This is a genomic window from Marinobacter segnicrescens, assembly GCF_900111555.1.
Lineage (GTDB): Bacteria > Pseudomonadota > Gammaproteobacteria > Pseudomonadales > Oleiphilaceae > Marinobacter > Marinobacter segnicrescens.
In genome coordinates this window covers 1-25,706 of sequence record NZ_FOHZ01000031.1, presented here as the reverse complement: position 1 = coordinate 25,706, position 25,706 = coordinate 1, and the positions used below count along the sequence as shown (strand labels likewise).

Sequence of the window (25,706 nt, the reverse complement as noted above, 5' to 3'; positions counted from 1 at the left end):
AGGTCGTTATTGCCGGTAATCACGACTGGGTCTTTCAGGAAGCACCAGAGTTGGCCCGTGAGACACTAACCCATGCGATATACCTGGAAGACAGCGGCATCGAACTCGAGGGGCTGCAGTTTTGGGGCTCCCCCTGGACGCCGCAGTTCCTGGACTGGGCATTTATGCTCGAGCGCGGGCAGGCACTGCGTGGAAAATGGCAGCTGATTCCAAAAAACACCGATGTGCTGATCACCCATGGTCCACCACGAGGCATCGGTGACCAGGTAGCGGTGGATTTTCGTGTCAGGAATGTCGGCTGCGTTGACCTCGAACAGCGTCTGGAACAACTCCCCAACCTACAGGCCCACGTATTTGGTCACATTCACGAAGGCTACGGCCAATACCTGCGTGGGCAGACCCGACTCATCAATGCGAGCACCTGCACCGCTCGATACGAGCCCACCAATCCACCAATCGTGCTCGATCTGAACCAAACAGGAGATTGCCGATGACCGCTGACGAACTGATCGCCCGATTGAAAGCGTTGCCTCCGGACACACAGGTCCTGGTGGAGGGGTATGAGAACGGATTTGACGAGGTCATAGAGCTGAAAGGGCAAGACGTGGTGCGCTATCGTCATGCCCAGCCGTGGGACGGACAGTATCAACCGCCGGAACGCTTCGGAGAACCGGCCACCGGCATCATGCAGGTCGCCGTTATTCTGGGACGTCGTGGACCGCTGCGATAGGAGAAGCCCATGTCACAACGGAAGCGATACAACCCGACAGAGTTGGTAGCGAAATGTGATTCAGCCGCGCCAATCCCAGACGAGCTGAAAGATTGGGATCAGGCGCCGTCTGTTGGCTTTGAGCAAACGATCATGGACGGCCAAGTTGATATCGGCGACGTGATCCTCCAGTTCCGCGAGAGACTCGCTGATGACTATGATGTTATCCAACTGATTCTGTTCGGCAGTCGGGCTCGGGGAGATTATCACTCCGAGAGCGATGTCGACGTTGCGGTGATTCTGCCGGGTGAGCCAGGGGATTTCGTCGAAACCAAGTTGGAAATGGCAGGCTGGGCCTTTGATGTGTTGGTGCAAACGGGCGTCAGGATTCAGCCTTTTCCGATCTGGGAAGCGGAATGGCGGGAACCCACGAAGCACTCCAACCCGGATTTGCTGACGAACATCACACGAGAGGGCTTGACTATCTGGTCGCGCAATAAATGACAAGCGCCCTCGATGCCTACCAAGCATTCGGCACCTTTCGAATTGGTCTGGCCCATCGAGGTTAGTATGTTTTAGTAACACGATTTACTAATCAGTAAATCATGTTACTAATCAATAGTATAATGCCCCACTGGGCTATCGCCGCGTGGCGGAGGTCAAGAAAACGCGCAGAATAACTTGAAACTACGATGGGTGGTCAACGGCATGGATAGCGATCAGAAAGCCAAAGAACTCTTCGAAGACGTTTTAAGAAACCTTTTCGATGGTGATAAACAACTCCTCAGGCGCTGGCTGGAGACGCCGGTACCGGCTCTGGCTGGCGAGTCACCAAAGACACTGATGGGGACGCCCACCGGGTGTGAAGTTCTGGAAAGGTACTTTAAGAAGCTGAAGTACGGCGACTACTCGTGATTTTGAGAGCTTGCCACCTGGCCCCGTGGCACCCACCGGACGCCCTTTCCCAGGCGCTTAGCTTTGCGTCAAATCCAGCACTGTGCCCTTTGGGCGACAACTCAAGCCCCCTTGACTATAGCCTATCTCGGCGGGGCGAAAGATCGGCATTCCAATGTTTGCTGCGGTCGCATTGCGGACTTTATCAAACAGGTCGTGCACCAACGCCAGTACTACCCATAGGGCCGCCACCAGCCCCAGCGCCACGGCGACATTCCACTGGCCGTCGTAAAGAAACGGTATCGATACCGCAATCGCCAGTGCGGCCAGGCCCGCCCCCAGAAGCCGCCGGAACAGCTCGCGACCGGGCATCTGCTTCCAGCGCGCGACCGGCCCCAGCCCCATAAAGGCACAAAGCATGACGGTCAGTGGCACGAACAGGCTATTAAAGTAAGGCGCGCCGATACTGACCTTGCCCAGCCCGAGCGCATCCAGGATCAAGGGGTACAGGGTGCCCATCAGGACCGTGATCGTCATGATGACCAGCAAAATATTGTTGATCAGTAACAGTGCGTCCCGGGAAAGCCAGCTAAAGCCGGCACTGGCACTCATTCGCGGTGCCCGCAGCGCAAAGATCAGCAGCGAGACGCCGACCGTTATGCCCAGCAACGCCAGAATAAAAAGTCCCCGTGATGGGTCGTTGGCAAAGGCATGCACCGAGGTCAGCACCCCTGAGCGCACCAGGAAGGTGCCCAGCAACGAGAGTGAAAAAGTGAAAATCGCCAGCAGAGCCGTCCAGCTCTTGAACGTGCCGCACTTTTCCGTGACCGCCAGTGAATGTATCAGCGCGGTCCCACTCAGCCAGGGCAGGAGCGATGCATTTTCCACTGGATCCCAGAACCACCAGCCACCCCAACCCAGCTCATAGTAGGCCCACCAGCTACCCAGAGCGATGCCGAGGGTGAGAAAGGCCCAGGCAATGTTGGTCCACGGCCGGACCCAGCGCGTCCAGGCCGCATCGAGTCGCCCCTCAATCAACGCAGCGATGGCAAAAGCAAAGACCACTGAAAAGCCCACATAGCCCATGTAAAGCATCGGCGGATGGATGATCAGACCAATGTCCTGCAATAAAGGGTTCAGATCGGCACCGTCAGCCGGCATACCTGGCAGCAGGCGATCGAAGGGATTAGACGTAATTACGATAAAAAGAAGAAACCCAGCACTGACAATGCCCAAAACGCCCAAGACCCGCGCCAACATATCCCGTGGCAACTGGCGGGAAAACAGACTGACGGCAAAGCCCCAGCCACTGAGAATCAGACTCCATAACAGCACCGAGCCTTCATGAGAGCCCCAGACGGCGGTGAACTTGTAGTACCAGGGCAGCATCGAGTTCGAATTACGGGCCACATAGTCCACGCTGAAATCATCCAGAAGAAAACTGGCAGTCAGGCTGGCATAAGAAACCAGTAGAAAGGCAAATTGTCCCCATGCCATGGGCTCAGCAAATGCCATCCACAACGGGCGCCGGGTGGCGGCTCCCAGCAAGGGCACGGTCGCCTGAAGCAGCGACAGGCAAAGTGCAATCAATAACGCGAAGAGACCAACTTCAGGAACTGTCAGGGTAAGCATTTCGGGGCCGTGTTCGGTTAAGGGTTCAGCGATGACCGAACCTATCGGTGAGGGGTTCTCAGGTATTGCTACGTCAGCCAGCCGCACGGCCGGCTGACGAATACCCTATTACTTCCGACCAGGTTGGCGGGTAACGCGCAGATACGGTGTCTGCTCATCCCATCCGTCGGGGAAGCGCTCTTTGGCCTCTTCGTTGGAGAGCGACGGAACGATGATCACATCCTCTCCATTCTTCCAGTCCACCGGCGTGGCCACTTTGTGGTTGTCGGTCAGTTGGAGCGAATCAATGACGCGCAGGATCTCGTCCAGATTGCGCCCGGTGCTGGGCGGATACGTTAGCATCAGACGGATTTTTTTCGCGGAATCAATAATGAATACCGTTCGAACAGTCACCTTGGGATCGGCTTTTGGATGGATCATTCCGTACAGGTCGGCAACCACCTGATCCTTGTCTGCCAGCAGGGGAAAATTGAGCCCCGTGCCCTGGGTTTTCTCAATGTCCTTGGCCCAGTCGTTATGGGAGTCGAGCGGATCAACGGACACCCCGATCAGCTTCACTCCACGACTGGCGAACTCGTCCTTACGCTTGGCGAAGGCGCCAAGCTCTGTGGTACAGACGGGGGTGTAGTCGGCGGGGTGTGAAAACAGCACGGCCCAGTCGTCTCCCAGCCACTCATGAAACTGAATGTTTCCCTCGGTGGATGCGACGGTGAAATCGGGAGCGGTTTCTCCAAGTTGCAATGTCATCGTTTCATTCTCCTTTGCTTTGGCTGTCGTTCTTGGTTTGTCAGCACAGACGATATCCTTAAAGTCAACTTTAAGGTCAAGACGTTTGTCAGATGTTTTTTAGCCTGATCCATCGAGCTCGACGTTCGTGCCCGATTTTTCGGGTATGAAACTGACATAGAGGAAAAGCACGGTGCCCAGCACAATGGCGATATCGGCAAGGTTAAAGGCTGGCCAGTGCCAGGATTGCCAATAGACATCAAAGGAATCCACAACATAGCCGCGGAATATCCGGTCAATCAGGTTGCCCATGGCACCGCCAAGAATAAGACTGTACGCGATGGCTTCTCCCCTGCGGCGGCACTGAAGAATCAACCTGATCAGTACGATCGAGACCACTACCGCGATTGCGATAAGAAAGTAGCGCTGCCAGCCTCCACCATCGGCAAACAGACTGAATGCGGCGCCGGTGTTCCAGACATGAACCCAGTTAAAGAACGGGGTCACCGGAATCGATTCGCCATACGCCATTGACTGCTGGACCAGCCATTTTACAACCTGATCAGACGCCGCAATCAGGCCCGAAATAGCCAGCAGGCCATACGGCAAGTGTTTTTTGGCAACGATGGACATTGTTTAACCCTTAAGCGCGAGGATGCGCCTGGCCCCGTTGAGTACGATAACCCCCGCAATGCTGCCGATGATCAGGTCCGGGTAGTTGGAGCCAGTCCACGCGACCAGGGCGCCAGCGGTAATGACCCCCAGATTGATCACCACATCGTTGGCTGAGAATATCCAGCTCGCCTTCATGTGCGCCCCACCCTCCCGATGTTTGGATATCAGCAGCAGACAGGTGGTATTGGCGATCAATGCAATGAACGCAATCCCCATCATTACCAGCGACTCCGGCTCACTGCCGAAGACAAAGCGCCTCACCACCTCTGCAAGTACGCCTACAGCCAGTATCAGTTGGAGTACGCCCGCGAGATGCGCCGCACGCACCTGCATTTTCACGCTATGCCCAACCGCATACAGCGCGAGCCCATACACGGCCGCGTCGGCAAAATTGTCCAGGGATTCTGCAATCAGGCCGGTGGAGTGCGCGATCAGGCCGGCCGTCATTTCCACCACAAACAGGACGGCATTGATACCGAGCAACCAACGCAGGGTGCCGGACTCCTGCTCGGCAGAGATAGCCGTATCCCCGACCGCCTTAATTGACTCAGGGTCGGCAGCGGCCGTTTCCTGAAGCGAAGCTCCCAGCCCGAGGGTCGCCAGCTTCGCGGTGATAGGCTCAGCCTCGCCATCGTGCACAACCTTCAACTGCCGATCAGACAGCTCAAAGGACAGCCCGCGAATGTCTTCAAAACCGTTCAGGGCCAGGCGAATCATCCGTTCCTCCGAAGGACAATCCATCTTCGGTACGGTATACACACTGATCCAGTTGCCGGACGCTTCAGAGGCCTCCGACCCGGCATTACCCTCGGCGGGTGTTGCGTCGCAGCCACAGGCGTCTTCACAGGGTTTACTCATGATACGGCTCCACTTGGGTATTGTCGGATTATGATTTAAAACTATATAGTAACTATAAGGTCAATAGAACAGATACCATTTGTTGAGGAGACACCCGATGCGCATTGGTCAGTTGGCGCGGTCCGTAGGGGTTGACACCCAGACCATCCGTTTCTATGAGCGAGAGGGCTTGTTACCACCGCCGGATCGTCAGGACAACGGCTACCGTATTTACACTGAACGGCATGTTGAGCGACTGGCCTTTATCCGGCGCTGCAGAATACTCGAGCTGTCACTCGCTGAAATTCATGAGTTACAGCGTTATCAGGGCGCGCCCCATCAGCCTTGCAGGGCCATCAACACCTTGCTTGATGATCACCTCGCTCATGTACGGTCTCGGATAACCGATCTTCAGGTACTGGAGAAACAACTCACGTCGTTGAGAGCGAGTTGCAACGATGATCGGGACATTGGAGCCTGTGGGGTTCTCGAAGGGCTCAGTGAAGAAAGCATGCAGCAGTAGCCTGAGGCATTTATGCCAAGTATTGGGGTAACCAGTGTGGGCGAATCAATATACTTGCGCAGATGTTGAAAATCCGCTTCCTGGCAGATCTTTTCGACAACACGGAGCCTGAGTAGTCGGCAGATGGAGCAAGCACCTCATCATCTCCTGTTTCGTTGAAAAGGCTGCATCAACTGTTGCCAGTAGTTCGTTGGGTAATTCGGCTCTGAAGCAATACCGAGATCCTTAGTGCCGATCGTTCGCTCGGAATCGAAGTAAGCCGTGCCTAAAAAGCGATCAGTCAAGGTGGTAAAAAGCCCGAAGTTCACATCACCCTCTTTTGCCGTATTCGCATGATGGAAACGATGCACGGAGTTGATTGCGAGAACCTTTTTCAGCGGTCCGGTAAAATACGCTACATTCGAGTGTTGCAGTAGCAACTGGAGTACAACTGCAACCACCAACAACATCAGGACATTCTGCGGTACTCCTATAATGAGCAATGGTGTCGTTCCGGCAACTGTTTCTATAAATTGATGCAGTGGATGTTTCATAAGCCCATTAAAGCCGTACAACCGTTTTACGCTGTGATGAATGGCATGTAGGCGCCACAGCAACCGAAGGCGATGACTGGCAAAATGCGCCAGGGTGATACCAATATCAGAAATAAGGATTGCCAACAGCAATTGGAAAACCAGTGGCCAGCTGGAAGGCCAGATCGGTGCCAAAACGAGCAATCCTGCAATTAATGGGAGTACAGCTATGCCAATAACATTAAGCGACTCGTTCATGAGTGCATGGAGCACATCGCGCCGCTGATCCTGTTGAGGCTCATTGAACGCCCGATCATAGGGGATAAGTCTTTCAGTGGCGAAAGAAATCCCTATAAACACCAGGATCAACAACCCCAGCCAACCGGCGTTGAAACCTTCGGCAACGAGATAGACAGCAACACCATTACCCACGAGCAAAAACAACGGCAAATACAAAAGCCTAACTAACCACATTACGTTACGAATCATTCCAACAGCCCTCGCTAACTAGAGCGTTCAGCATCTCACGGATGCACGCAGCCAAATTGAACGAAAAAGCTGATTATTTGGATAAAAGCCGTTGAATAACCGTTGGGGAAACGCCAAATGCCTCAGTAACAGACCTGCAGAAATGGGCTTGATCAGAAAATCCCGAAGCAATTGCTGCATCAGTAAGTGACATCTCGCGCGATAACTCAAACCCGGTTAGTAGCTTTAGCCACTTTCTATAGCTGCGCAAAGGTAAACCGGTACATTCGGTAAACCAGTGGGAAAAATGGCTTGGAGAAAGGCAAACCATTTTCGCCAACTCGGCTCGTGAGACTGATCGTCCTCCCGATGCTTCGGCATTCAATGCTTCTAAAACGTCGCTCAACCTGCTCTTTGGACCAGATGGCTTACTACCCCGGTATTGTCGCTCGAAAGCTTTCAGTGCAATTAACAGGTTTTCGGTGCCAGTAAAGCGAGACAAACACTCCGTAATGAAATCCTCATCGAGTGCCCGGATGGATCGCTTCGACGGGTTTTTGATATAAGGCAGTAAAGCATTGCAGACATCAAGGTTTGGATCGATGTAAATACACAGTACCCTGGACAGTTTTAATTGATGGGTAACTCCAGCTGGTATCCACAACCCCCTTCCCTCGCACCGTGTTTCACTGGACATGACTTCAACGCTTGCGTCAAAACCGATCACGATTTGATGAGCCCAATGTTTATGGGGCTTATTGTCTCCCGACTCTCCATGGAAGGCGCCCATGCCTGGCTTTATCGCTACGGAGCCGAGCCATGGGTTCAATAAAGTCTTTGGTTTGGTCATTGCCTCATCTCTGCAAAGACAGACTTTCAGTCGGAGTGACCCTCGGTCAGTTCCGAATCCCGTCAATGGCACGGGTCATCAAATCCATCATGGCCGGGCTGTCCCATTCCGCGGCACCGACCAGGCGGCCAATTTCGCGACCGTTGTGATCAATCAGCAGCGTTGTAGGAACACCTTCTATGCCCAGTGTTGAGGTCGCCAGTGTCGACGGATCAATATACTGGCGAAGATGTTGGATGCCTGTTTTCCGGTAGAATTTCTCAACAACACTGATGCCTGCGTGGTCAACGGACAGCGCGACCACTTCAAATTGCTCGCCGCCCAGTTGAGCCTGAAGTGAGTCCAGCGTCGGCATTTCCTCACGGCAAGGCAGGCACCAGGTCGCCCAGATATTGAGCAATATCGCCTTACCCTTAAAGTCAGCCAGTGTCAGCGGCCTGCCGTCTTCGTCCTCAAAAGCCAGCTCGGGCAGAGTGCGAGGGGACTCCTAGATCAGGAACCCCTGGGGCCCCACGGACTTCGGAACTTTCCCTGCAGCCATAACTGGAGCGGCTATGGAAATAGCAAGCGCGAAAAGGACTACGGCGATTCCACGGGCGGCGGATATGCGCTGGTGACTCATTGGACATTACTCCTGATTACAGTGGTCGGTTTGTTGCCCGCATGGTGCCCCACGCGTTACTCACTCTGTAACAGCTCTTCAATTCGCCCGTGCAGTCGGCCCCAGAACCCATCATCGGCTGCCGCGTTGGGGCCTTTGGCAATGGCCGTCAGGTAGGTCACCAGATGCTCAGGCTTGAATTTCAATCCATGGAACCGGGCCCGCATCTGACCTTCCGGGTCAATCACGTGGGTTACCACACCATGGACCTGTACACCCTCACCCGTATCCCTGAACTGAACGCCGTAGGCTTTGGCGAGCTCCGACGTCAACCCGGGCGGTTCACCTTCGCCCCGGTACAGAAAGTGCCAATTATCGGGGTTCAGGTCGAAATTGTCGCCATACGCGCGCATGTTGTCCCGGGTCCCGGCAACATCTTCCCGGTCCGTGGCAATGGTGATGAACACCACCTCTTCACTCAGCCCTTCTTCTTCAACCCCGGTTTGCAACTGCCGTATCAGGTTCATATGAAAAGGGCAGGCCTCGGTACAGCGCGTGTAGAGAAAATTGAGCACAACGGTTTTGCCGTTTAAGTCGGCAAGGGAAAGGGTATTGCCATCAACGCCTGTAAGATCAAATTCAGGGGCCGGCTGATCCACAAACTGGGCATACCGCTCTTTCTCATTCAACGAGGCCTCCACATCCTCCATGGAATGGGCCATGGCATTGGTGCTACCCAGGGCAACCATGGCAATCAGCAATACTCTGAATACACTGTTCACAGTCACTCTCCATTTGAGTTGTTTTCCGAAGGGAATCCCGGGTTATTGTGGCTTGGTATCGTCCAGATTCAGCGAAACGGGCAGGTCAGCCGGTGCCAGGCAAACGCCCTCGTCACTGCAGGCTTGCACCCGTACTGTCATGTCAAGCTTGCCTGCCTCTTTCAGCGCGGTGGTCTGTTTTTCATCTGGCAGCAGCCGGATGCTCGCACCGTCGTCGTACACCTCCAGGGCGGTGTCACCCAGCACAATGTCACTGACCCGGCCGCGCGGGTACTCCGTCGGAATATCGAGCGACTGGCCGCCAGCCGAAGACTTGGCGACGGTGGGGATCAGAAACTCCATGGAGGCTGGATTCGCATTCACGTGCCAGCCCGGTTCAATGTCCAGTGTCAGAACAATTTCACCGGTCTCCCCTATCAGGGCTTTGCCGCCTTCCGCAAGATTGAGGCGGACCTTATCGGAAGAATCTGCCAACCCCGTGCGGGCAACTGGCGCCTGGGGGTCGGAACTGGCTTGTTCAGGCTGGGCTGAGCCAGGGGCCTTTCCGGAATTGGTACCGATCAACATGAACGCCGCGATCGCGATCAGAAAAACCGCTATGCCGGTCAGCAATACTTTGGCTAGGGTTGTCATGGTTCATCTCCAGTATCTAGGGTTGTGAATTCTCGGTGCGGTTGATCGCCTCGACCAGGCTGTCGGTATCAAAGAGCCCAGTGAAACGGGCGACAACGGCGCCGTCACCGGCAAAAACCGCTGCAAAAGGCAAAGCTTGCCCACCCGTCGCGGTTAACAATGCGTCTTTTTCGGGATCGCTTGCTGTCACATCCACCTGAATCGGCACCATGCCGGCCCGCGCTACGGCTTCAGCCACAGCGGGCTCTTTATACACGGTGCGCTCCAGGACCTTGCAGTTGATGCACCAATCGGCAGTGAACTCCAGCAAATACGGCGTGCCACGGGCTTTTGTGTCCGCCAGGAGTTCTGCTGAGTAGGGTTGCCAGACAAGTTCGTCTTCGCCGCTGCCCAACGGAGATGCGAATACCACCGTCACCGCAAGGGCAAGGCCTGTCGCCGTTGCAGTGATCACGCGCACGGCACCGTTCCCCTGAACGAAACGGCGGAGACCCCAGACCAGCACCAGCGCCAGCCAGGCCCACCACAGCCAGGGGTATACCGCTTTGGGCACCAGGCTCGCACTGAAAAACACGGCGGCGGCCAGCAATATCAGCGCGAGCACTTCACGAATGGCTACGGTCCAGGGGCCCGCCTTGGGCAAACGGCTCAGCCACTCGGGCCTGAGCATCAGTACCGCGTAGGGCAACGACAGCCCCAGCCCGATACTGCCGAATATCCCCATGATGACCGGTGTCGGCTGGGTAACGGCAAAGGCCAGAACGCCACCGAGGAATGGTCCTGCGCAGGGCGCGGCCAGAATCGCACTCAACAGCCCGGATACATAGGCTTCAAAGTAACGCCGGCCATGCGCCGAGGCGGCGAATGTCGGGACGGGGATGGGCAGATCGAGCCAGGTAATCACCGCAAACCCGACCATTAACGCAACCAGGACGGCCACGAATAGCGTTGACTGGAACAACGTGCCCCAGTTCCACTGCAGCAGTGCGGTCAGGCCGCCCAGCGTCAGGAAAAAGGTGAGTGTTCCGGCCGTGAATGCCAACGCGGCCAGCACCCGATGGGACCTCTGGCCGCCCGCCTCCCGCAGGATGGTCCGGACCTTGATGGGGATCGCGGGCAGCACGCAGGGCGTCAGGTTCAGCAGTAGACCTGCCATAACCGCCATCATGATCTGGCCGGCAATGAGTAATGAGGGCAGCTGATCCATTACTCAGTGACTCCCAGCATCCTGCCGAGCGCTTCCTGGCTGGGCACACCAGTCTGGCCCCGCCATTGTCCGCTCGTGTCCTTGAACAGCAGCCCTGGCGTCCCGCTGAAACCCGCCTCGGCCATCCACTGACCGTGTTGTTCGAGGGCCTGTTGAAGGTCGGCCGGGATCGGAGTGAGTTCAGAAATGCCGCGGCCGTCACCGCTTTTTCCGAAGTTTTCCTCAAACACCTGGAGCGCCGCGGCTCGATCCTCTGCGTTCATGATTGCTGCAGAAAGCCCCAGGCTGGACGGTTTGAGAAACCCGACCATGACCCAGTGCAACCTGACTTTCCCCTCCGCAACCCAATCCCTGGTTTGCTTCCAGAATTTGTGGCAAAAAATGCAGTTGGGATCCGCGAAGATATAGACCTCAGGGGCATCTTTACCGCCCTCGCTCACCAGATGGGGGTCCCGGGAGAGCTGCTCGGCAACCGACGCATACGTCGGCTTCGGTATATAACGAGCGGAATATTCGCGGGTCAGATCGTTGCCATCACTCTCCAGAAGTGCGCCGGAAAAAGTGAGGTCACCGAGACCATAGAGGATTCCGGTTTTCCCGTCGCCGGTCTTTACAACATAGCCGGTCACGCCCTCGGCTGGCGTGGAGAAGCGTTCAGTCACCGTAAAACCGATTCTCTCCTGCAGTGCCTTGATTCCCGGGTCCATTGGTGGTGACGCCGAGGCCAAGGCAGCGAATAAACTCAAAAAAAGTGCCATCGAAAGCTTATGGCAGAGCACGGTCATGCCGCGCACCGGGTATTCCAGATAGAATGACATCACAGATACGTTCCCGTTTTCATGTATTCATCAGTCGATAAAATCACCAGCAAAGCTGCCTACGTGGTGGTCTACCGCGCAAGGCCAAACGACAGGCACTCGAAGCGAAAGCCTCTGGTAATCAAAGGTTCAGGAGACTGTTGAATACTTGGGAGGAAAAGGGTCTGGGCCAGAAAGTACACGGCCGGAATGAGAAGAATAGCCTTTCGGGCAGGGGGAAGATAACAGCACTACCGAGTCTCTAATTGCAGATTTCCCGACATGGGACGTTGAACACGGGCTACTGCAGCTACCCTCGGCATTGAGCCCGGCGCAGTCATGCATCACCTGGGTGTCTGGCAACATGACACAAGCCACGGCCATGGGTACCGCCTCAAAAGAGGTCGCGGCAACTCCCTGTGCAACGGGGAGAAGAGCCACGAGCAGTAGTACTGCCAGTCCCATAAGCCGTGTGATCATCGCACTGATATCCTGATTACAGAACAGCTAAAACATCTTCCGCGTGGGAAGGTAGTCGTCCACTTTAACCTACATTGGCGGAGGTGCAAACAGACACGCTCCATCACCGTATCCGCCAATTCGGCTACCAGAGTAAGATGTTGGCGGCGCACATAAGTTCCTCAGAAGCTTGGGTGTGGGGACTATCCGGGGATAAAACATCCGCTCTCCCTCGAGCCCTCAGTCGAGTGAAAATCATGTTCTTTCACGTTGATCGTCCCCCCCACTGCCCCCCTCATGCAATGATGCAATCAATGGGCAGGTAATATTGTACGGATGGGCATGGCACTGCTCGACCATCTCGCCCAGTACCTTCTCGATTCTCCCCAGTTGGTCGATTTTCTCACGCACGTCCCGCAACTTGTGCTCGGCCAGAGCGCTGGCCTCCTGACAGTGAGTGCCATCTTCAAGTTGTAGCAGGTCACTGATTTCGACAAGACTGAAGCCCAGCCGCTGAGCGGTTTTCACGAACATTAACCGCTCGATATCAGCTGGACCATAGCGCCTAATACCACCTGGAGGACGTTCCGGCTCCGGCACTAGACGTCGCCGCTGGTAATAGCGGATTGTCTCGACATGGACGTTGGCAGCCTTAGCCAGGCCACCGATGGTCAATGAATTCGCTTTATCCGGCATACCCCTTGACTCCGTAGCTGACTACGGAAGTAACCTTATCTCATCGAATGAAACCATGAAAGGTGTCAGCGTTATGTCGAATTCCAAATCGGGGCGTGGCCCCTTGGCTGCGGGAGGTATTGCGGGCCTTTTGGCTTCGGCCTGCTGTCTCGGACCGCTGGTACTTGTCGCGCTGGGTATCTCCGGTGCCTGGATGGGCAACCTCACGGCTCTTGAACCTTACCGCCCGATTTTCATCGGCGTTGCATTGGTGGCCATGTTCTTCGCCTGGCGTCGAATCTTCCAGCCAGTGGAACAGTGTCAACCCGGTGAAGTGTGTGCCGTACCACGGGTGCGAACGACTTATAAGGTGATCTTTTGGGCAGTAACGGCACTGATACTGGTCGCCCTGTTGTTTCCCTATGCTCTTCCTCTGTTTTATTGAAAGGAGATTGTCCCATGAAAATGCGCTTTGCCATGACGTTGCTTTTCGCCCTGCTCAGCATGCCCTCTTGGGCGGCCATGCAGACGGTGACGCTTTCGGTTCCGGGGATGACCTGTTCCGCATGCCCCATTACCATCAAGCTGGCCTTGAACAAGGTGGACGGTGTTTCACAAGTCGACGTGAGCTATCCGGATCGAGAAGCCGTGATTACCTTTGACGACACACGAACATCGGTGGAAGCCTTAACCCAGGCAACGGGCGATGTCGGCTATCCCTCCACCCTGAAATCCCTGGAAACGGACAGTAAGTGAGTTGTAATAAAGGACTCCAGGCGCCCTCTGTTACACGCGACTCGGCGCCTGCCGTGACAATGCCCCAGTAATTCAAGGAACTCGGAATGAATAGTGACAATAACCTGCATATCGCTGTGATTGGTAGCGGCGGCGCAGCCATGGCGGCTGCCCTGAAGGCCGCGGAGCGCGGTGCCCGCATCACCCTGATCGAGCGCGGCATTATTGGTGGTACCTGCGTGAATACCGGCTGCGTGCCGTCGAAAATCATGAGTCGTGCCGCCCATATCGCGCATCTGCGCACGGAGAGCCCATTTGACGGGGGCGTCAGCGCCCAGATACCGAAGGTGGACCGGGCGAACCTGCTTCAGCAACAGCAGACGCGTGTCGAGGAACTGCGCGACGCCAAGTACGAAGGGATTCTGCGCGACCAGACGGCAATCACGGTCCTGAACGGTGAAGCCCGGTTTGTCGATGCCAATAACCTGGTGGTCCAGTTGAACGAGGGCGGCGAACAGAACGTCCATTTCGATCGCGCCTTTATTGGCACTGGCGCCCGTCCCGCAGAGCCGTCGATACCGGGGCTGGCTGAGACGCCTTATCTCACCTCCACCAGTGCGTTGGCATTAATTACTGTGCCTGAACGGCTGATCGTGATCGGCGCCGGTTTTGTTGCCCTGGAATTGGCCCAGGCGTTCGCCCGGCTGGATAGCAAGGTCACCGTGTTGGCCCGCAGCCGCCTGCTATCCGGTGAAGAACCCGCCATCGGTGAGGCCATAGAGGCGGCGTTCAGGCGCGAGGGCATCGAGGTGCTCAAGCAGACCCAGGCCAGCCGTGTGGACTATACCGACAATGAATTCGTTATAGAGACCAATGCCGGTACCTTACGAGCTGATCAACTGCTGGTGGCGACCGGCCGGATACCCAATACCGAAAACCTGAACCTGGCGGGCATCGGTGTGGAAACCTCCCGTGGCGCGATTCAGGTGGATGGGCAACTGCAAACCACGGTCCCCGGTGTCTATGCCGCCGGTGACTGCACCGATCAGCCGCAGTTTGTCTACGTCGCCGCTGCCGGGGGCAGCCGGGCTGCGGTCAACATGACGGGAGGCGAGGCCACCCTGGATCTCAGCGCCATGCCGGGGGTGATGTTTACCGACCCTCAGGTCGCCACAGTTGGCCTGACAGAGGCCGAAGCGCTAAAGCAGGGCTACAATGTGGACACCCGTCTGCTGGATCTGGAAAACGTGCCGCGAGCGCTGGTGAATTTCGACACCCATGGCTTTATTAAGATGGTGGCCGAGCGCGATTCGGGACGCTTGCTGGGGGTGCAGGCGGTAGCCGGGGGAGCCAGTGAACTGATCCAGACGGCAGTCATTGCACTTCGGTCACGGATGACCGTGCAGGACATCGGCGATGAACTGTTTCCTTATCTGACCATGGTGGAAGGCCTCAAGCTCTGCGCGCAAACCTTCACCAAAGACGTGAAACAGCTGTCCTGCTGTGCGGGATGAGTATTTGCCAAGGCGCCTTCAACCCAACCTCTATCATGCAAGTTCGGACGCTTTCTGGTGCCTTCGGCGAGCCATGAGCAGCTTCGCAACAAACGGCAACAGGGTAATGCCACTGACCAGAACCAGAAGTATCGTCACTACCCCGGACTCAGAGGCCATGAGCAAGCCACCAAACTCAGTGATCAGATAGGCTGTCGGAATAACACCGGCCAGCGTTGCGACCACGAAGCGCCAGAACGCGAGTGGTGTCAGGCCCGCTGCATAGCTGACCCCATCGAAGGAGATAAAAGGCACCAACCTTGATGTAAAAATGACAAGCATCAATGCGCCCTGAGAGCGTTCCTTGCCAAGCCAATTCAATACCGGACGTAGTCGCTTCCAGCGATGGATAACGTCGTACCCCAAGGATCGAGCAATGGCGAAAGCGATCAGTGCGCCGGCCTCAGCACCGATAACCACGATCACTGTTCCCCATAGCGATCCATAGACTGCACCGGCAACCATGGCGATCGGGGCGCTGGGGATCGGGCTCAGGACAATGGCCGTGATCATCAGGCCAATGATACCCACCGGCCCCCAATACCCCAGTTGGTCAATCCATTCCGACAAGGCCGCCTTGTTGGTCACGGTGGTCAATGCTCCGGTCTCCAGCATGACCCAATAGATCGCAGCCAGTGCAGCCAGCAAGAGCATAACCCCGACTATTTTTGCTTTTGCGTTCGGTCTAACTCCCATACTTGCCATGGGTACCCGATGAAATTCATGCTTCAGGGTGGTAGTCATAGTCTCCTCTGGCGTTCTTACTCGCGCGTCCAGAATCGTCCCTGTTTTTCGAAAACAGGTACTTGCCGAGGGCTGCGACGCCAAGTACCAAGGCGACGATGAGCAAAAGGGATATCAACCCCATTCCCGCCATTCCAAACATGCATGCCTCATTCGTCATCATGTCAATCTCCTGATTCTGTGTGTGCCAGGCCTCTTACGAGACACTGGCTTGTGCGGCTCCGCTTTCGCTGATACTGCTCTCCACGGAGCTTCCGCTATTGGATTTGAACCGGCCCAGCCGGAGGGAATTGGTCACCACAAATACACTGGAAAGGCTCATAGCACCCGCAGCCAGCATGGGGTTGAGCAGGTAACCGGTAAACGGGAACAGAACACCTGCGGCTACGGGGATCAGTGCCAGATTGTATCCGTAGGCCCAGACAAAATTGCCGAGGATCGTTTTGCGGGTGCGCCGGGAGAGCGCTGCAGCATCCACGATGCCCCGGAGGTCGCCGCGCATCAGAACCACGTCGCCGGCCTCGATGGCAATGTCGGTACCGGTGCCGATGGCGATACCCACATCGGCTTGCGCCAGGGCCGGTGCGTCATTGATACCGTCACCCACAAAAGCAACCCGGGCACCTTCATCTTGCAGGCGTTTCACTTCGGCCGCTTTCTGGTCCGGCAATACCTCCGCAAGCACCCGTTCGATGCCGGCTTGCCGCGCAATCGCCTCGGCGGTGGCGCGATTGTCACCGGTGAGCATGGCCACGCTGAGTCCTGACGACTTGAGCGCAGCAATCGCTTCCACCGAGCCGTTCTTGAGCGGATCGGCCACAGCAATCAGCGCGGCGAGGCGTCCGTCGACGGCAACATACAGCGGGGATTTGGCTTTTTCAGCAAGTGAAACCGCATCGTCGGCGACGCTGGCCAGGTCGATACCGAGGCGGCGCATATAACGATCCGCGCCCACATTGATCCGGCGCCCGGCCACCTGTGCCTGGATGCCGTAGCCCGGCTCCGCCTGGAATTCACTGATCGCGGGTAACGTGAGGCCCCGATCCCTTGCGCCCTTGACGATGGCTTCCCCGATGGGATGTTCACTTTCGGTCTCCACAGCCGCAACCCAGGCCAGGACCTCATCCTCGCGGCCTTCCACCAGGATGAAATCTGTCAGCTCAGGCTGGCCCCGAGTCAGGGTGCCGGTTTTATCGAGGACGATGGTGTCCATCCGAGACAGTGTCTCCAGGGCCGCCCCTTTGCGGAACAGCACACCCATTTCGGCACCCTTACCGGTTCCGACCATAATCGCTGTTGGCGTGGCCAGGCCCATCGCGCAGGGACAGGCAATCAGCAGCACGCTGACCGTCGTGACGAAGGCAAAGGACAGTGCCGGCTCGGGCCCGAAGCTGAACCAGGTGATGAACGTCAGAATCGCGAGCACAATCACAATGGGAACGAAAATTCCCGCTATCTTGTCGGCCAGCGCCTGAATCGGGGGTTTATCAGCCTGGGCCGATTCCACCATTCTGATGATCTGTGCCAGAACGGTGTCCGCACCGACCCTCGTAGCCCGGAACGTCAGGGAACCGTTCTTATTAATGGTTCCACCCACCAGCTCGGCGTCTTTTTGTTTGGCCACGGGAACGGGCTCGCCGCTGATCATGGACTCGTCCACGTAGGATTGGCCTTCTTCCACCACGCCATCAACAGGAACCCGCTCTCCCGGGCGCACCTGGATACGGTCACCAGGTACCACGGCTTCGATGGGCACTTCGACGGCCTCCCCGTCCCGAATGACACGGGCGGTCTTGGCCTGCAGTTGCAGAAGTTTTTTGATTGCCTCCGACGTCCGGCCTTTGGCGACGTGCTCGAAGTAGCGTCCCAGCAGAATGAGCGTCACGATTACTGCCGCTGCCTCGAAATAGCTTTCGGCGGTACCGGCGGGAAAGAATCCTGGAACCAGCAGTGCTGCGACGGAGTAGAAATAGGCAGCGCTGGTGCCGATCATAACCAGGCTGTTCATGCCAGGATTGGCATGGCGCAATTCAGTGTACCCGGACCGGAAAAACCTCAGTCCGGCATAAAACAACACCGGCGTGGTTAGTAGCCACTCAATTGCCATCCATCCCCGATGGGGTAAGACACTGACATATAGAGCCTCAAGAGCAGGGATCATTTTACCCATGGCAATCAGAACAATCGGGATAGTCAGCGCCGCAGCGAAGAGCACTTTCCGGCGGAGGTCGATGCCCTCCCTGTCCTGCTCTTCCGTTTCGCTATTGGCGTCCGGCTCCTGAGGTTCATACCCTGCGTCGCGGATAGCCTGATGAATTCGCGGCACTGACAAGGTGTCAGACAGGAACTCCACAAACGCTTTCTGGGTAGTCAGATTGACACTGGCCTTGACCATGCCGGGTTGCTTGTTCAATGCCCGCTCAACCCGGGATACGCAGGAGCCACAGGTCATTCCGATGACCGGAATTTCAGCCGACTGTACTCGTGGCTGATAACCCGCCTCCTTAATCAAGTCGATTAACGTGGCCGGCGTGGCGGGCTGGTCAAATTTCACGGTGGCTTTTCCGGTCGCCAGATTCACCTGGGATTCCGCAACGCCGCGCTGACCCATGAGCGCCTTTTCAATCCGCCCGACGCACGAAGCGCAAGACATTCCATCAACACGAATCTCTATTCGTTGCATACCCGTTTGGCTCCTCGGCACAGCTAACTCCGTGCCTTTAATCAGTTCATTCGCAGGCAACTGGCAGCGTCACCCTCGCTGGGCTATGGCTTCGACAATCGGGCAGCCGTCCATGGGTCCTTCACCGGAGCATTCCTCCAGGGTTTCCGACAGGACGGCCTCAATGCGGGACAGGCTCTGAATCTGATGCCGGATTTTTTCCAGTTGCTTCTTTGCAATTCGCTTGGCCTCGGCGCGGTCGCCATTGGCGTCCTGAAGCATCAGGAGTTCGCGAATCTCATCAAGGGTGAAACCCCATTGCTTGGCGTGGATGATGAATTGCAGCCTGGCGATCGCATCCTCGGGGTAACGACGATAATTCGATTGGGTTCGGGCAGGCTCTGGCATGAGATTTTCCCGCTCGTAAAAGCGAATGGCATGGCTGGCCACGCCGCTTTTTTCAGAGAGTTCGCCGATATTGAACGTTTTCATTCCTGCACCTCAAAACGAGTGGTCAATGACTTATCCTAACCATAACCTTAAAGTAAACTTTAAGGTCAAGGTATTTTTCATGCATTGTCAGATCGGGGGCGATGCACCAAACTGGGCCAAGGTCCCCCGTTTTTTAAATCAAGTGGGGCAAAAATACGGAGACACACTGTAATGAAGGTATTTGAGAGGCTATCTACGCTGGTTGTTGGACTTTTCCTGTCCCTTTTTGCATTCGCTGATGAGCCCGGGCGCATGGGAGAAGGCATGATGGGGGGCAACATGATGCAGGGCATGGGAGGTATGGGGCTATTCATGATGATTATCATGATTCTTTTGGTTGTGCTCCTGATACTCGCGATTCTGGCACTGATTAAATATCTGAGGAATAAGTGATGAACCGGAGTAAAAGTGTCCATCGGCGAACAGTCCTTCAGGCTGTGGCGGGCACCGGCGTCCTTCTCACGCTGTCGCCGGGACTTCTGCTTACCGGGTGTGATGGAGGGGTAAAAGCGGTTGAATCGGAAACGCTCGGCCTTGATTCAGACGAATACGATGTTGAACTGAATCTTCACGCCATGTCAGATTCGGTGCCCATACTTCCGGGCGCCCCCAGTGAAGTGTGGCGCTATAGGGCGGAATTGCTGAAAGGTCCAAAAAACACAGTCTCCGAAAATCCGGACAGTTACCTCGGCCCAACGATCCGGCTACGCCACGGCCAAACCGTCAAAATCCATATTCACAATGAGCTGCCAGAGGACACCACCGTCCACTGGCACGGGCTTCACGTGCCGTCCGACGTAGACGGACAGCCAAGACTACCGATCCGCCCAGGCGAGACAATGACTGTTGGCTTCGAGGTATTGGACCGGGCCGGACTGTTCTGGTACCACTCTCATGCCCACGGCAAGCAAGGTGGTCGCGTAGGATTCCAAAGTTACGCAGGGTTGGCCGGACTCCTGATCGTTGAAGACGAGGAAGAAGCGGACCTCAAATTGCCGTCGGGCGATAACGAGCTGTTACTGGTGCTTCAGGACCGCACCTTTGCTGGTAACAATGAACTGGTTTACATGGGCCGTGGCATGGGGTCCATGATGGACCGTATGCACGGTTTTCTGGGGGATAGAGTGCTGGCTAACGGGGCGCCTCCAACCACCCGCAAGGTTGCCACCCGCCCATACAGAATTCGAGTCCTCAATGGCTCTAACGCTCGCATCTACAAACTGGCCTGGAGCGACGGGCGACCTGTCACCGTTATCGGTGCAGATGGCGGCCTTCTTCAGGAACCGGAAGACAGGCCTTACGCCGTGCTGGCTCCGGCTCAGCGGCTTGATATCTGGGTCGACCTTTCCGAGTCCCAGCCAGGTGATACGCTGGAGCTTATCAGTGACCGTTTCCAGGCAGGCATGATGGGCGGAATGGGAATGATGGGCAGCAACGCCCTGCCCCTCGGCAGCCGATTTCCCCTGGCCAGGCTGGAGGTGTCCAAGTCAGTAGAGGCCAGCGAACCTTTACCGGCACAGCTAGGTGTGCAGCGGCAAAAAATACCGGTAAACAGCAATACGCGAATCCGGTCGTTCGAGTTAAGCCCGGTTATGATGCGGGGATTTGCCATGAATGGCCGGCGGTTTGACGGAACGAATGTTGCGGATGATGAAAAAGTCCGCCTTGGTGACACGGAAATCTGGGAATTCCACAACAACACACCGATGCCTCACCCGATGCATATTCATGGCTTGCAGTTCAACGTTGTAGGGCGACGAGGCGGCAGCTCGGATAGTTTACAGCAGGGCCTGGTAGACAGTGGCTGGCACGACACGGTTCTGGTTATGCCTCGTGAAACGGTTCAGCTGGCGATGAAATTCGAGCGCTTTGACGGCCTTTACATCTACCACTGTCATAACATGGAACATGAAGACGCAGGAATGATGCGCTATTTTCAGGTGCGAGGCTGAACGCGACGACATCCCTCTTAGCGCACATTCACTGTCAGAATGCTCTCGTCGAGTGTGAAGCATCCGAGACCTTGGGCTGAGGAGCCATCGACTGGACATCACCAGCCTCGCTCGTCTGATCAACTGCGGCCACTGAGCCTTTCTTGTCCTTACATTTCATCATGCAGAATCCAAGACCACACATGATCAGACAGGGTAGAAGGCTGATCAGTATTGGAGCAATCCCGAATAACACCAGTTGCTCCCATCCGAAAGTGAGTCCGGCGATGACCCCGATGGCTCCAAACAACCACCAACGCCACGGCCCTGTCAGCAAGCCCACCATTCCTCCTCGGCCTTGATCGGAATTCATCTTTCCCTTGTCTCCGTTACTCGTCTTCTTGTCACAACAATTCATCTTGCCTCTCACTCTTACTGGGGTTAGCCCGACCATCGCTGACGCGTTAGATAGCTCTGCTATTGAGCATTTCGAACGAACATAACGTTGAAGCAAGGTTTAAGATCAAGGGTTTTATCAGAGTGGCCAGAGGGAGTTCATCCTGGGCCTTCGGGAATTGACGGGTTGTGTTACTGAAATAAAAAAATGCTAGGATTATTGGAACAGATAGAGGGGTTGTCTGTCACACCCCGTATCCCCACAGCTTGGTGCTTGAAATCAGGATGTCCGCAAAGAACCGCCCAATCATCTCCGTTTTGCTATCACTACTTCTGGTGATCAGCGGGCCGGTGTTGGCTATGTCAAAAGTGGCGGACAGCCAGGCGAAAGCTTCAATGCTGGATTGCGGGTCCATGTCCATGATGATGGCCCAGTCTGATAGCGCCAACGCCTCAACAGAGACTGGAACTGATTGTGTCTCAGCCCCTGACATGGCCTGCCCGAGTACCAGTGGGCTGATCAAATGCAGTGTTAGCGTGAGTTTTGCCCTCTTACCGGGGAACTCCATCGATTTTACCGATACCGGCTCCCACCCGGTATTGACCGCGCGAGCAACCCTTTACCAGGATCCGTTCCTGGCCTCTATCACACCCCCTCCAGAACAGCACTCCTGAGTTTTAACCCGGGTTTTGCCCATCGCGGCACGCCCATTAACGTTAATTCTTGAATCGAAGTCCCGTGCCTTGAATCCAATAATCACGGGCTTTTAACCGGAGTGAATCCTATGCGTAATTCAACCATCAAAGTCACGGTTCTAGCGGCAGTCCTGGCAGGCAGCGCTGCTACCCTGTCAGCTTTTGCCCATGAAAGCGAAGACCAGGGAATGATGTCCTCAGAAGGCATGCACGGAATGGGCGGCATGATGCAGATGATGAACATGATGTCCGAAATGGATCCCGAAGACCGGAAGGCCATGACCGAAGCCTGCATGAGCATGATGCAGAGCCATGGTGATCAGCCGATGGACGGCGACAAGGAAGACGCCAACTGACATTTTCGGCAAACAGTCTGAACTGACATCAAATGCCCGGGGAAAACCAAAGTGCCCCGGGCACTTCATTGCAATCTACTACCCTTTGCCTATTGATACTGAGGACTACCATGAACATGAAAAAACTTGCCCTGTCGGTCGGCCTGTCCGGCATCGTTCTTGCTGCTGGCGCAACCACGCTGGCGATCCAAGCCAATGAGTCGTCGCAGCCAGCGACTGCCCAAACCTCCAACAGCAGTGCCGGAACGGCCATCACGGTCTACAAGAGCCCCAATTGTGGCTGTTGCCAGTCCTGGGCTGAACACCTCGAAGCCAATGGCTTTGAGACCACGATTGTAGAAACCGACGACCTTAATGCCATCAAGCAGCAGCACGATGTGCCGCGCGACATGGCGTCCTGCCACACCGCGTTAATTGGTGACTTGGTGATTGAGGGACATGTGCCGGCCAATGACATCGTCGCCTACCTTGAGGACCCGCAGTTCAACACGATTGGTCTATCAGTGCCTGGCATGCCCCATGGTACCCCCGGCATGGAAACAGGCCGAAAGGACGACTACCAAGTCATCGCCTTCAACGCCAATGGCCAGCAACGGGTTTTCCGTGAGCACAAGGATTACTGAGGTCCGTCCTATGAAAGCCATTTTTTACCATCTGAGTTCTGGCGCCTCCGGCCTTTTCCTGTTGGCGTTGGCGGTCTTCATGCCCGCCCTGGTTCAAGCCCAGCCTGCGAGTGATGGCCAATCAGTGAAGGCGTTGACCACCAACGCCTCGGGAGCTCTGGTGGTGCTTCGCGGCAGTGGTCTGTTTGCCCTTGAAGGGCAGACTGCCGTCGAGATGCCGCTACCACCGTCTGATTCTGGCAGTCAGCCTAACACTCTGGCCAAGGGTGCAGACTCAAGCCTGTACCTGGCAGGGCCTGGCCTTGGCATCTGGCGCTACGACAATGCCAACGAGAGCTGGCAGCCCCTGAACGACACCCTGCCCGATCTCGGGATCACAGCGATCGCGGCACACGCCACACAACCGGATACGCTCTACGCCTATCTCGGTGACGATGGCATGTTCCGTTCCAGGGACGGCGGTGAGGGCTGGGTAAAAGTTGACAGTGGCCCCCGAGAGCCGGTGCAGGCGTTCCTGCACTCGGATATGCCGGGCAGCATGGAGAGTGGCTGGCTTTTCGCTGGTACCACCCGCGGTGTTTCACGTTCCATGGACTGTTTCTGCTTCTGGGGCGATGCCGGCGAGTTGCGGGGCACTGTTGCCGCCATTGATTACGATCCGTCGGCCCCGGAAAACGTCTATGCCGTGACCGAGGGTCGACTTCACCATAGTTCCGACGGCGGCGAAACCTGGGCCAACCTTGAATCAACCCAGGCGGTGACCGCGCTGACATTCTCACCTACGGAAGGTCTCGTGGTAGGTACCGAAAACGGTGATCTGCTGACGCGGGACGCCTCTGGCGAATGGGTGCCTCTTTATGAATAAATGGTCATTCCCGCTGGTCTTGCTCGTTGCCCCCGCCATTGTGATGGCGGGGGGCGCACCAACGAACAGTGACAGCGTGCCGGCCGAAGTGGCCGAGGGCCGTCAGATTTATGAGCAGTACTGCGCCGCCTGCCACGGACGGCAGGGCGAGGGCACTGCCGACTGGAACAAGCCGGATGAGAAAGGCGAAATGCCGCCACCACCTCACGATGAGACAGGCCACACCTGGCGTCACAGCGACTCCATGTTAGTTAGGATGATCGCAGAGGGGTGGCGGCACCCCTTCAACAAAACGGACCGGCTGACCATGCCGGCGTTCAAGGACATTCTCACCGACCAGGAAATTCGATCGGTGATCGAGTATCTGAAAACTCTATGGACGGAGGACCAGCGTCGCTACCAACAGGACGAGAGTCAGGACTCTAATCAGGCTGAAAGCCCTTCCTGATTCCTCAAGGATGACAGACAGCACTCACGTCAGATCTCGGGTAACTCAAGGATGTCATTGAAACAGCACTTCAAGAAGTGGTCAGTGTTATTCGGTATCGCCGGTTTCGGTGCGGTAGTTGCGGCAATTTTTGTGTTGCCGCAGTACTTGAAGCCAGATCTGGATACCGGCATCACTTATTATCCCACCGAAGGATGCGCGCCTTTTGACGCTCAGTGCATCGGGCAAAAGGGCAATCAAACCATCACCGTGGATCTGCGTGACGAGGTCATCGAATCGATGACAGAAATCCCCATTCGTGTGCGCCTCGACAACATGGCGGGCGACTCCCTGATCGTGGATTTTGAAGGGCTTGAGATGTACATGGGCGTGGTCCGCACCCAACTGGTTCCAAACGCCCAGGGTGTTTACCAGGGAACCATTACCCTGCCGGAGTGCGGTACTGGCAAGATGCTATGGCGGGCGCGTGCCATCATCGATAACGGCACGTCCAGGGAAGGCATCAAATTCGATTTTTGGGCAATTTGACGGAATCACCTAACTTGGGGGTCTAAATGCCTGATCTTGCAACCTGGGGCATCATGGCCGCCTTTATGGGCGGCCTGGTGTCCTTCTTTTCCCCGTGTACGCTGCCCCTGGTTCCTGGTTACCTGTCTGTGGTAACTGGCGGGGCGGTCAACGACAGCGTCAATCGCCTGAAGGCGTTCTGGCTGAGCCTTTGCTTTGTGTTGGGTTTCAGTCTGGTGTTCGTGGCCCTCGGCGCGAGTGCGAGTCTGGTGGGTCAGTGGCTCATGGGCTACCGGCAGCAGGCCAACCTGGTTGCCGGCGTGCTCATTGTGCTGATGGGACTGTTCATGATGGGCTGGTGGAGTATGCCGGCCCTGCAACGGGACTGGCGCCTTGGGCAGGCCCTGGAAGGGGGGCGCCCGACGGCATCCTTCCTGCTGGGTGTGGCGTTTGCCATCGGCTGGACACCCTGCATAGGACCAATCCTGGGGGCCATACTGGCGCTCAGTTCTACTCACGCCAATGCCGAAGCCGGCATGTTGTACCTGGCGGTCTATTCACTGGGGCTGGCTGTGCCATTTCTGGTCACCGCCCTGTCGATCGAGCATTTCCGTAAGCGCGTGCGCTGGTTGAGCCGCTGGAGCCGTCACCTGCGGGTGCTCGCGGGTGTGGTGCTGGTTATCATGGGCGTGATGGTGATTACCGGTCAGATGACACG

Annotated in this window: 33 protein-coding genes and 1 pseudogene; 16 read left to right on the top strand and 18 right to left on the bottom strand. The window is 56.2% G+C overall.

Going from position 1 to position 25,706, the window contains the following annotated elements; genetic code table 11:
• The 4 genes from BM036_RS17590 to BM036_RS17575 form a co-directional block, all read left to right on the top strand.
• Positions 1 to 494, top strand: a 494-nt coding sequence (locus BM036_RS17590) for a metallophosphoesterase family protein (RefSeq protein ID WP_091854733.1), incomplete at its 5' end; no start/stop codon positions are given.
• Entirely contained in the window at positions 491 to 730 is a 240-nt protein-coding gene (locus BM036_RS17585; protein ID WP_091854729.1) for a hypothetical protein, read from the top strand. The genes BM036_RS17590 and BM036_RS17585, both read left to right, overlap by 4 nt.
• Before the next feature lie 9 nt (positions 731 to 739).
• Positions 740 to 1,213 (top strand): nucleotidyltransferase domain-containing protein, encoded by a 474-nt coding sequence (locus BM036_RS17580; protein ID WP_091854727.1) that lies wholly within the window; start codon positions 740 to 742, stop codon positions 1,211 to 1,213.
• Positions 1,214 to 1,417: 204 nt separating this feature from the next.
• Positions 1,418 to 1,624, top strand: coding sequence for an MbcA/ParS/Xre antitoxin family protein (locus BM036_RS17575; RefSeq protein WP_143066644.1), 207 nt, complete (start codon positions 1,418 to 1,420; stop codon positions 1,622 to 1,624).
• 171 nt (positions 1,625 to 1,795) lie between these two features.
• Here BM036_RS17575 and BM036_RS17570 read toward each other — a convergent pair.
• From BM036_RS17570 to BM036_RS17555, 4 genes and pseudogenes are all read right to left on the bottom strand, one after another.
• A pseudogene (locus BM036_RS17570) lies at positions 1,796 to 3,235 on the bottom strand (heme lyase CcmF/NrfE family subunit); the annotation flags it as partial.
• A 108-nt stretch (positions 3,236 to 3,343) separates the two neighbouring features.
• Complete coding sequence (locus BM036_RS17565) at positions 3,344 to 3,982, bottom strand: peroxiredoxin (RefSeq protein WP_036206316.1); 639 nt, start codon at positions 3,980 to 3,982, stop codon at positions 3,344 to 3,346.
• Positions 3,983 to 4,081: 99 nt separating this feature from the next.
• Positions 4,082 to 4,594, bottom strand: coding sequence for a signal peptidase II (gene lspA, locus BM036_RS17560; RefSeq protein WP_058089839.1), 513 nt, complete (start codon positions 4,592 to 4,594; stop codon positions 4,082 to 4,084).
• Between the two features lie 3 nt (positions 4,595 to 4,597).
• On the bottom strand, positions 4,598 to 5,494 hold the full coding sequence (locus tag BM036_RS17555; RefSeq protein WP_091854722.1) for a cation efflux transmembrane domain-containing protein: 897 nt from the start codon (positions 5,492 to 5,494) through the stop codon (positions 4,598 to 4,600).
• 97 nt (positions 5,495 to 5,591) lie between these two features.
• On the opposite strand from BM036_RS17555, the gene cadR reads away from it, so the two are divergent.
• The gene (gene cadR / locus BM036_RS17550; protein WP_091854720.1) at positions 5,592 to 5,996 is read left to right on the top strand and encodes a Cd(II)/Pb(II)-responsive transcriptional regulator; all 405 of its coding nucleotides are present in this window, start codon (positions 5,592 to 5,594) and stop codon (positions 5,994 to 5,996) included.
• Between the two features lie 140 nt (positions 5,997 to 6,136).
• Here cadR and BM036_RS17545 read toward each other — a convergent pair whose 3' ends face one another.
• From BM036_RS17545 to merR, 8 genes are all read right to left on the bottom strand, one after another.
• Complete coding sequence (locus BM036_RS17545; RefSeq protein WP_091854718.1) at positions 6,137 to 6,997, bottom strand: sterol desaturase family protein; 861 nt, start codon at positions 6,995 to 6,997, stop codon at positions 6,137 to 6,139.
• A gap of 73 nt (positions 6,998 to 7,070) precedes the next feature.
• Positions 7,071 to 7,826 carry an AraC family transcriptional regulator gene (locus tag BM036_RS17540; RefSeq protein ID WP_091854716.1) on the bottom strand — a complete coding sequence of 252 codons (756 nt, stop codon included), beginning with the start codon at positions 7,824 to 7,826 and terminating at the stop codon, positions 7,071 to 7,073.
• 46 nt (positions 7,827 to 7,872) lie between these two features.
• On the bottom strand, positions 7,873 to 8,289 hold the full coding sequence (locus BM036_RS17535) for a TlpA family protein disulfide reductase (protein WP_281247038.1): 417 nt from the start codon (positions 8,287 to 8,289) through the stop codon (positions 7,873 to 7,875).
• A gap of 215 nt (positions 8,290 to 8,504) precedes the next feature.
• Positions 8,505 to 9,209: an SCO family protein gene (locus tag BM036_RS17530; protein ID WP_091854715.1), complete on the bottom strand. Its 705-nt coding sequence runs from the start codon at positions 9,207 to 9,209 to the stop codon at positions 8,505 to 8,507.
• A gap of 42 nt (positions 9,210 to 9,251) precedes the next feature.
• The gene (locus tag BM036_RS17525; protein WP_091854713.1) at positions 9,252 to 9,842 is read right to left on the bottom strand and encodes a protein-disulfide reductase DsbD domain-containing protein; all 591 of its coding nucleotides are present in this window, start codon (positions 9,840 to 9,842) and stop codon (positions 9,252 to 9,254) included.
• 16 nt (positions 9,843 to 9,858) lie between these two features.
• On the bottom strand, positions 9,859 to 11,049 hold the full coding sequence (locus BM036_RS17520; RefSeq protein WP_091854711.1) for a protein-disulfide reductase DsbD family protein: 1,191 nt from the start codon (positions 11,047 to 11,049) through the stop codon (positions 9,859 to 9,861).
• On the bottom strand, positions 11,049 to 11,867 hold the full coding sequence (gene dsbG, locus BM036_RS17515) for a thiol:disulfide interchange protein DsbG (RefSeq protein WP_091854709.1): 819 nt from the start codon (positions 11,865 to 11,867) through the stop codon (positions 11,049 to 11,051). Before dsbG ends, BM036_RS17520 begins: the two co-directional genes overlap by 1 nt.
• A 693-nt stretch (positions 11,868 to 12,560) precedes the next feature.
• On the bottom strand, positions 12,561 to 13,001 hold the full coding sequence (merR, locus tag BM036_RS17510; RefSeq protein WP_091854706.1) for a mercury resistance transcriptional regulator MerR: 441 nt from the start codon (positions 12,999 to 13,001) through the stop codon (positions 12,561 to 12,563).
• 73 nt (positions 13,002 to 13,074) lie between these two features.
• Here merR and merT point away from each other — a divergent pair, with 73 nt between their 5' ends.
• The 3 genes from merT (at position 13,075) to merA (ending at position 15,229) form a co-directional block, all read left to right on the top strand.
• Positions 13,075 to 13,425: a mercuric ion transporter MerT gene (gene merT, locus BM036_RS17505; protein ID WP_091854731.1), complete on the top strand. Its 351-nt coding sequence runs from the start codon at positions 13,075 to 13,077 to the stop codon at positions 13,423 to 13,425.
• Positions 13,426 to 13,439: 14 nt separating this feature from the next.
• Complete coding sequence (gene merP / locus BM036_RS17500) at positions 13,440 to 13,736, top strand: mercury resistance system periplasmic binding protein MerP (protein WP_011784884.1); 297 nt, start codon at positions 13,440 to 13,442, stop codon at positions 13,734 to 13,736.
• Positions 13,737 to 13,822: 86 nt separating this feature from the next.
• Complete coding sequence (gene merA, locus BM036_RS17495; protein WP_091854704.1) at positions 13,823 to 15,229, top strand: mercury(II) reductase; 1,407 nt, start codon at positions 13,823 to 13,825, stop codon at positions 15,227 to 15,229.
• 33 nt (positions 15,230 to 15,262) lie between these two features.
• Here the strand turns inward: merA and BM036_RS17490 are convergent, their stop codons facing one another.
• The 4 genes from BM036_RS17490 to BM036_RS17475 form a co-directional block, all read right to left on the bottom strand.
• On the bottom strand, positions 15,263 to 16,012 hold the full coding sequence (locus BM036_RS17490; RefSeq protein WP_091854702.1) for a TVP38/TMEM64 family protein: 750 nt from the start codon (positions 16,010 to 16,012) through the stop codon (positions 15,263 to 15,265).
• Positions 15,990 to 16,175 carry an SHOCT domain-containing protein gene (locus BM036_RS17485; protein ID WP_041334534.1) on the bottom strand — a complete coding sequence of 62 codons (186 nt, stop codon included), beginning with the start codon at positions 16,173 to 16,175 and terminating at the stop codon, positions 15,990 to 15,992. Before BM036_RS17485 ends, BM036_RS17490 begins: the two co-directional genes overlap by 23 nt.
• 33 nt (positions 16,176 to 16,208) lie before the next feature.
• Positions 16,209 to 18,695 (bottom strand): heavy metal translocating P-type ATPase, encoded by a 2,487-nt coding sequence (locus BM036_RS17480; RefSeq protein WP_091854700.1) that lies wholly within the window; start codon positions 18,693 to 18,695, stop codon positions 16,209 to 16,211.
• A 69-nt stretch (positions 18,696 to 18,764) separates the two neighbouring features.
• Entirely contained in the window at positions 18,765 to 19,166 is a 402-nt protein-coding gene (locus tag BM036_RS17475; protein ID WP_036206275.1) for a MerR family transcriptional regulator, read from the bottom strand.
• Between the two features lie 171 nt (positions 19,167 to 19,337).
• On the opposite strand from BM036_RS17475, the gene BM036_RS17470 reads away from it, so the two are divergent.
• Entirely contained in the window at positions 19,338 to 19,559 is a 222-nt protein-coding gene (locus BM036_RS17470) for a hypothetical protein (protein ID WP_058089846.1), read from the top strand.
• Positions 19,559 to 21,118 carry a multicopper oxidase family protein gene (locus BM036_RS17465; RefSeq protein WP_091854698.1) on the top strand — a complete coding sequence of 520 codons (1,560 nt, stop codon included), beginning with the start codon at positions 19,559 to 19,561 and terminating at the stop codon, positions 21,116 to 21,118. The genes BM036_RS17470 and BM036_RS17465 overlap by 1 nt, the downstream gene beginning before the upstream one ends.
• Positions 21,119 to 21,152: 34 nt before the next feature.
• On the opposite strand, the gene BM036_RS20130 is transcribed toward BM036_RS17465, so the two are convergent.
• The gene (locus BM036_RS20130; RefSeq protein ID WP_058089848.1) at positions 21,153 to 21,470 is read right to left on the bottom strand and encodes a hypothetical protein; all 318 of its coding nucleotides are present in this window, start codon (positions 21,468 to 21,470) and stop codon (positions 21,153 to 21,155) included.
• A gap of 268 nt (positions 21,471 to 21,738) precedes the next feature.
• Positions 21,739 to 22,062 (bottom strand): hypothetical protein, encoded by a 324-nt coding sequence (locus tag BM036_RS20125; RefSeq protein ID WP_058089849.1) that lies wholly within the window; start codon positions 22,060 to 22,062, stop codon positions 21,739 to 21,741.
• Positions 22,063 to 22,278: 216 nt separating this feature from the next.
• Between BM036_RS20125 and BM036_RS17450 the strand changes: the two genes are divergently transcribed.
• The 6 genes from BM036_RS17450 to BM036_RS17425 form a co-directional block, all read left to right on the top strand.
• Positions 22,279 to 22,545 carry a hypothetical protein gene (locus BM036_RS17450; RefSeq protein ID WP_058089850.1) on the top strand — a complete coding sequence of 89 codons (267 nt, stop codon included), beginning with the start codon at positions 22,279 to 22,281 and terminating at the stop codon, positions 22,543 to 22,545.
• Positions 22,546 to 22,655: 110 nt separating this feature from the next.
• Positions 22,656 to 23,168 (top strand): DUF411 domain-containing protein, encoded by a 513-nt coding sequence (locus BM036_RS17445; protein WP_058089851.1) that lies wholly within the window; start codon positions 22,656 to 22,658, stop codon positions 23,166 to 23,168.
• Positions 23,169 to 23,178: 10 nt separating this feature from the next.
• Complete coding sequence (locus BM036_RS17440; protein WP_058089852.1) at positions 23,179 to 24,033, top strand: WD40/YVTN/BNR-like repeat-containing protein; 855 nt, start codon at positions 23,179 to 23,181, stop codon at positions 24,031 to 24,033.
• On the top strand, positions 24,026 to 24,481 hold the full coding sequence (locus BM036_RS17435; RefSeq protein WP_091854696.1) for a c-type cytochrome: 456 nt from the start codon (positions 24,026 to 24,028) through the stop codon (positions 24,479 to 24,481). Before BM036_RS17440 ends, BM036_RS17435 begins: the two co-directional genes overlap by 8 nt.
• A gap of 51 nt (positions 24,482 to 24,532) precedes the next feature.
• A complete protein-coding gene (locus tag BM036_RS17430) occupies positions 24,533 to 25,009 on the top strand; it encodes a hypothetical protein (protein ID WP_091854694.1) in 477 nt (158 codons plus the stop codon).
• Positions 25,010 to 25,035: 26 nt separating this feature from the next.
• Positions 25,036 to 25,706, top strand: a 671-nt coding sequence (locus tag BM036_RS17425; protein WP_091854439.1) for a cytochrome c biogenesis CcdA family protein, incomplete at its 3' end; no start/stop codon positions are given.

Coding starts and splice junctions, on each gene's coding strand:
- BM036_RS17585 (WP_091854729.1), top strand. CDS start 491: ATGACCGCTGACGAACTGATCGCCCGATTGAAAGCGTTGCCTCCGGAC.
- BM036_RS17580 (WP_091854727.1), top strand. CDS start 740: ATGTCACAACGGAAGCGATACAACCCGACAGAGTTGGTAGCGAAATGT.
- BM036_RS17575 (WP_143066644.1), top strand. CDS start 1,418: ATGGATAGCGATCAGAAAGCCAAAGAACTCTTCGAAGACGTTTTAAGA.
- BM036_RS17565 (WP_036206316.1), bottom strand. CDS start 3,982: ATGACATTGCAACTTGGAGAAACCGCTCCCGATTTCACCGTCGCATCC.
- lspA (WP_058089839.1), bottom strand. CDS start 4,594: ATGTCCATCGTTGCCAAAAAACACTTGCCGTATGGCCTGCTGGCTATT.
- BM036_RS17555 (WP_091854722.1), bottom strand. CDS start 5,494: ATGAGTAAACCCTGTGAAGACGCCTGTGGCTGCGACGCAACACCCGCC.
- cadR (WP_091854720.1), top strand. CDS start 5,592: ATGCGCATTGGTCAGTTGGCGCGGTCCGTAGGGGTTGACACCCAGACC.
- BM036_RS17545 (WP_091854718.1), bottom strand. CDS start 6,997: ATGATTCGTAACGTAATGTGGTTAGTTAGGCTTTTGTATTTGCCGTTG.
- BM036_RS17540 (WP_091854716.1), bottom strand. CDS start 7,826: ATGACCAAACCAAAGACTTTATTGAACCCATGGCTCGGCTCCGTAGCG.
- BM036_RS17525 (WP_091854713.1), bottom strand. CDS start 9,842: ATGACAACCCTAGCCAAAGTATTGCTGACCGGCATAGCGGTTTTTCTG.
- BM036_RS17520 (WP_091854711.1), bottom strand. CDS start 11,049: ATGGATCAGCTGCCCTCATTACTCATTGCCGGCCAGATCATGATGGCG.
- dsbG (WP_091854709.1), bottom strand. CDS start 11,867: ATGTCATTCTATCTGGAATACCCGGTGCGCGGCATGACCGTGCTCTGC.
- merR (WP_091854706.1), bottom strand. CDS start 13,001: ATGCCGGATAAAGCGAATTCATTGACCATCGGTGGCCTGGCTAAGGCT.
- merT (WP_091854731.1), top strand. CDS start 13,075: ATGTCGAATTCCAAATCGGGGCGTGGCCCCTTGGCTGCGGGAGGTATT.
- merP (WP_011784884.1), top strand. CDS start 13,440: ATGAAAATGCGCTTTGCCATGACGTTGCTTTTCGCCCTGCTCAGCATG.
- merA (WP_091854704.1), top strand. CDS start 13,823: ATGAATAGTGACAATAACCTGCATATCGCTGTGATTGGTAGCGGCGGC.
- BM036_RS17490 (WP_091854702.1), bottom strand. CDS start 16,012: ATGACTACCACCCTGAAGCATGAATTTCATCGGGTACCCATGGCAAGT.
- BM036_RS17485 (WP_041334534.1), bottom strand. CDS start 16,175: ATGATGACGAATGAGGCATGCATGTTTGGAATGGCGGGAATGGGGTTG.
- BM036_RS17480 (WP_091854700.1), bottom strand. CDS start 18,695: ATGCAACGAATAGAGATTCGTGTTGATGGAATGTCTTGCGCTTCGTGC.
- BM036_RS17475 (WP_036206275.1), bottom strand. CDS start 19,166: ATGAAAACGTTCAATATCGGCGAACTCTCTGAAAAAAGCGGCGTGGCC.
- BM036_RS17470 (WP_058089846.1), top strand. CDS start 19,338: ATGAAGGTATTTGAGAGGCTATCTACGCTGGTTGTTGGACTTTTCCTG.
- BM036_RS17465 (WP_091854698.1), top strand. CDS start 19,559: ATGAACCGGAGTAAAAGTGTCCATCGGCGAACAGTCCTTCAGGCTGTG.
- BM036_RS20130 (WP_058089848.1), bottom strand. CDS start 21,470: ATGAATTCCGATCAAGGCCGAGGAGGAATGGTGGGCTTGCTGACAGGG.
- BM036_RS20125 (WP_058089849.1), bottom strand. CDS start 22,062: ATGGAGTTCCCCGGTAAGAGGGCAAAACTCACGCTAACACTGCATTTG.
- BM036_RS17450 (WP_058089850.1), top strand. CDS start 22,279: ATGCGTAATTCAACCATCAAAGTCACGGTTCTAGCGGCAGTCCTGGCA.
- BM036_RS17445 (WP_058089851.1), top strand. CDS start 22,656: ATGAACATGAAAAAACTTGCCCTGTCGGTCGGCCTGTCCGGCATCGTT.
- BM036_RS17440 (WP_058089852.1), top strand. CDS start 23,179: ATGAAAGCCATTTTTTACCATCTGAGTTCTGGCGCCTCCGGCCTTTTC.
- BM036_RS17435 (WP_091854696.1), top strand. CDS start 24,026: ATGAATAAATGGTCATTCCCGCTGGTCTTGCTCGTTGCCCCCGCCATT.
- BM036_RS17430 (WP_091854694.1), top strand. CDS start 24,533: ATGTCATTGAAACAGCACTTCAAGAAGTGGTCAGTGTTATTCGGTATC.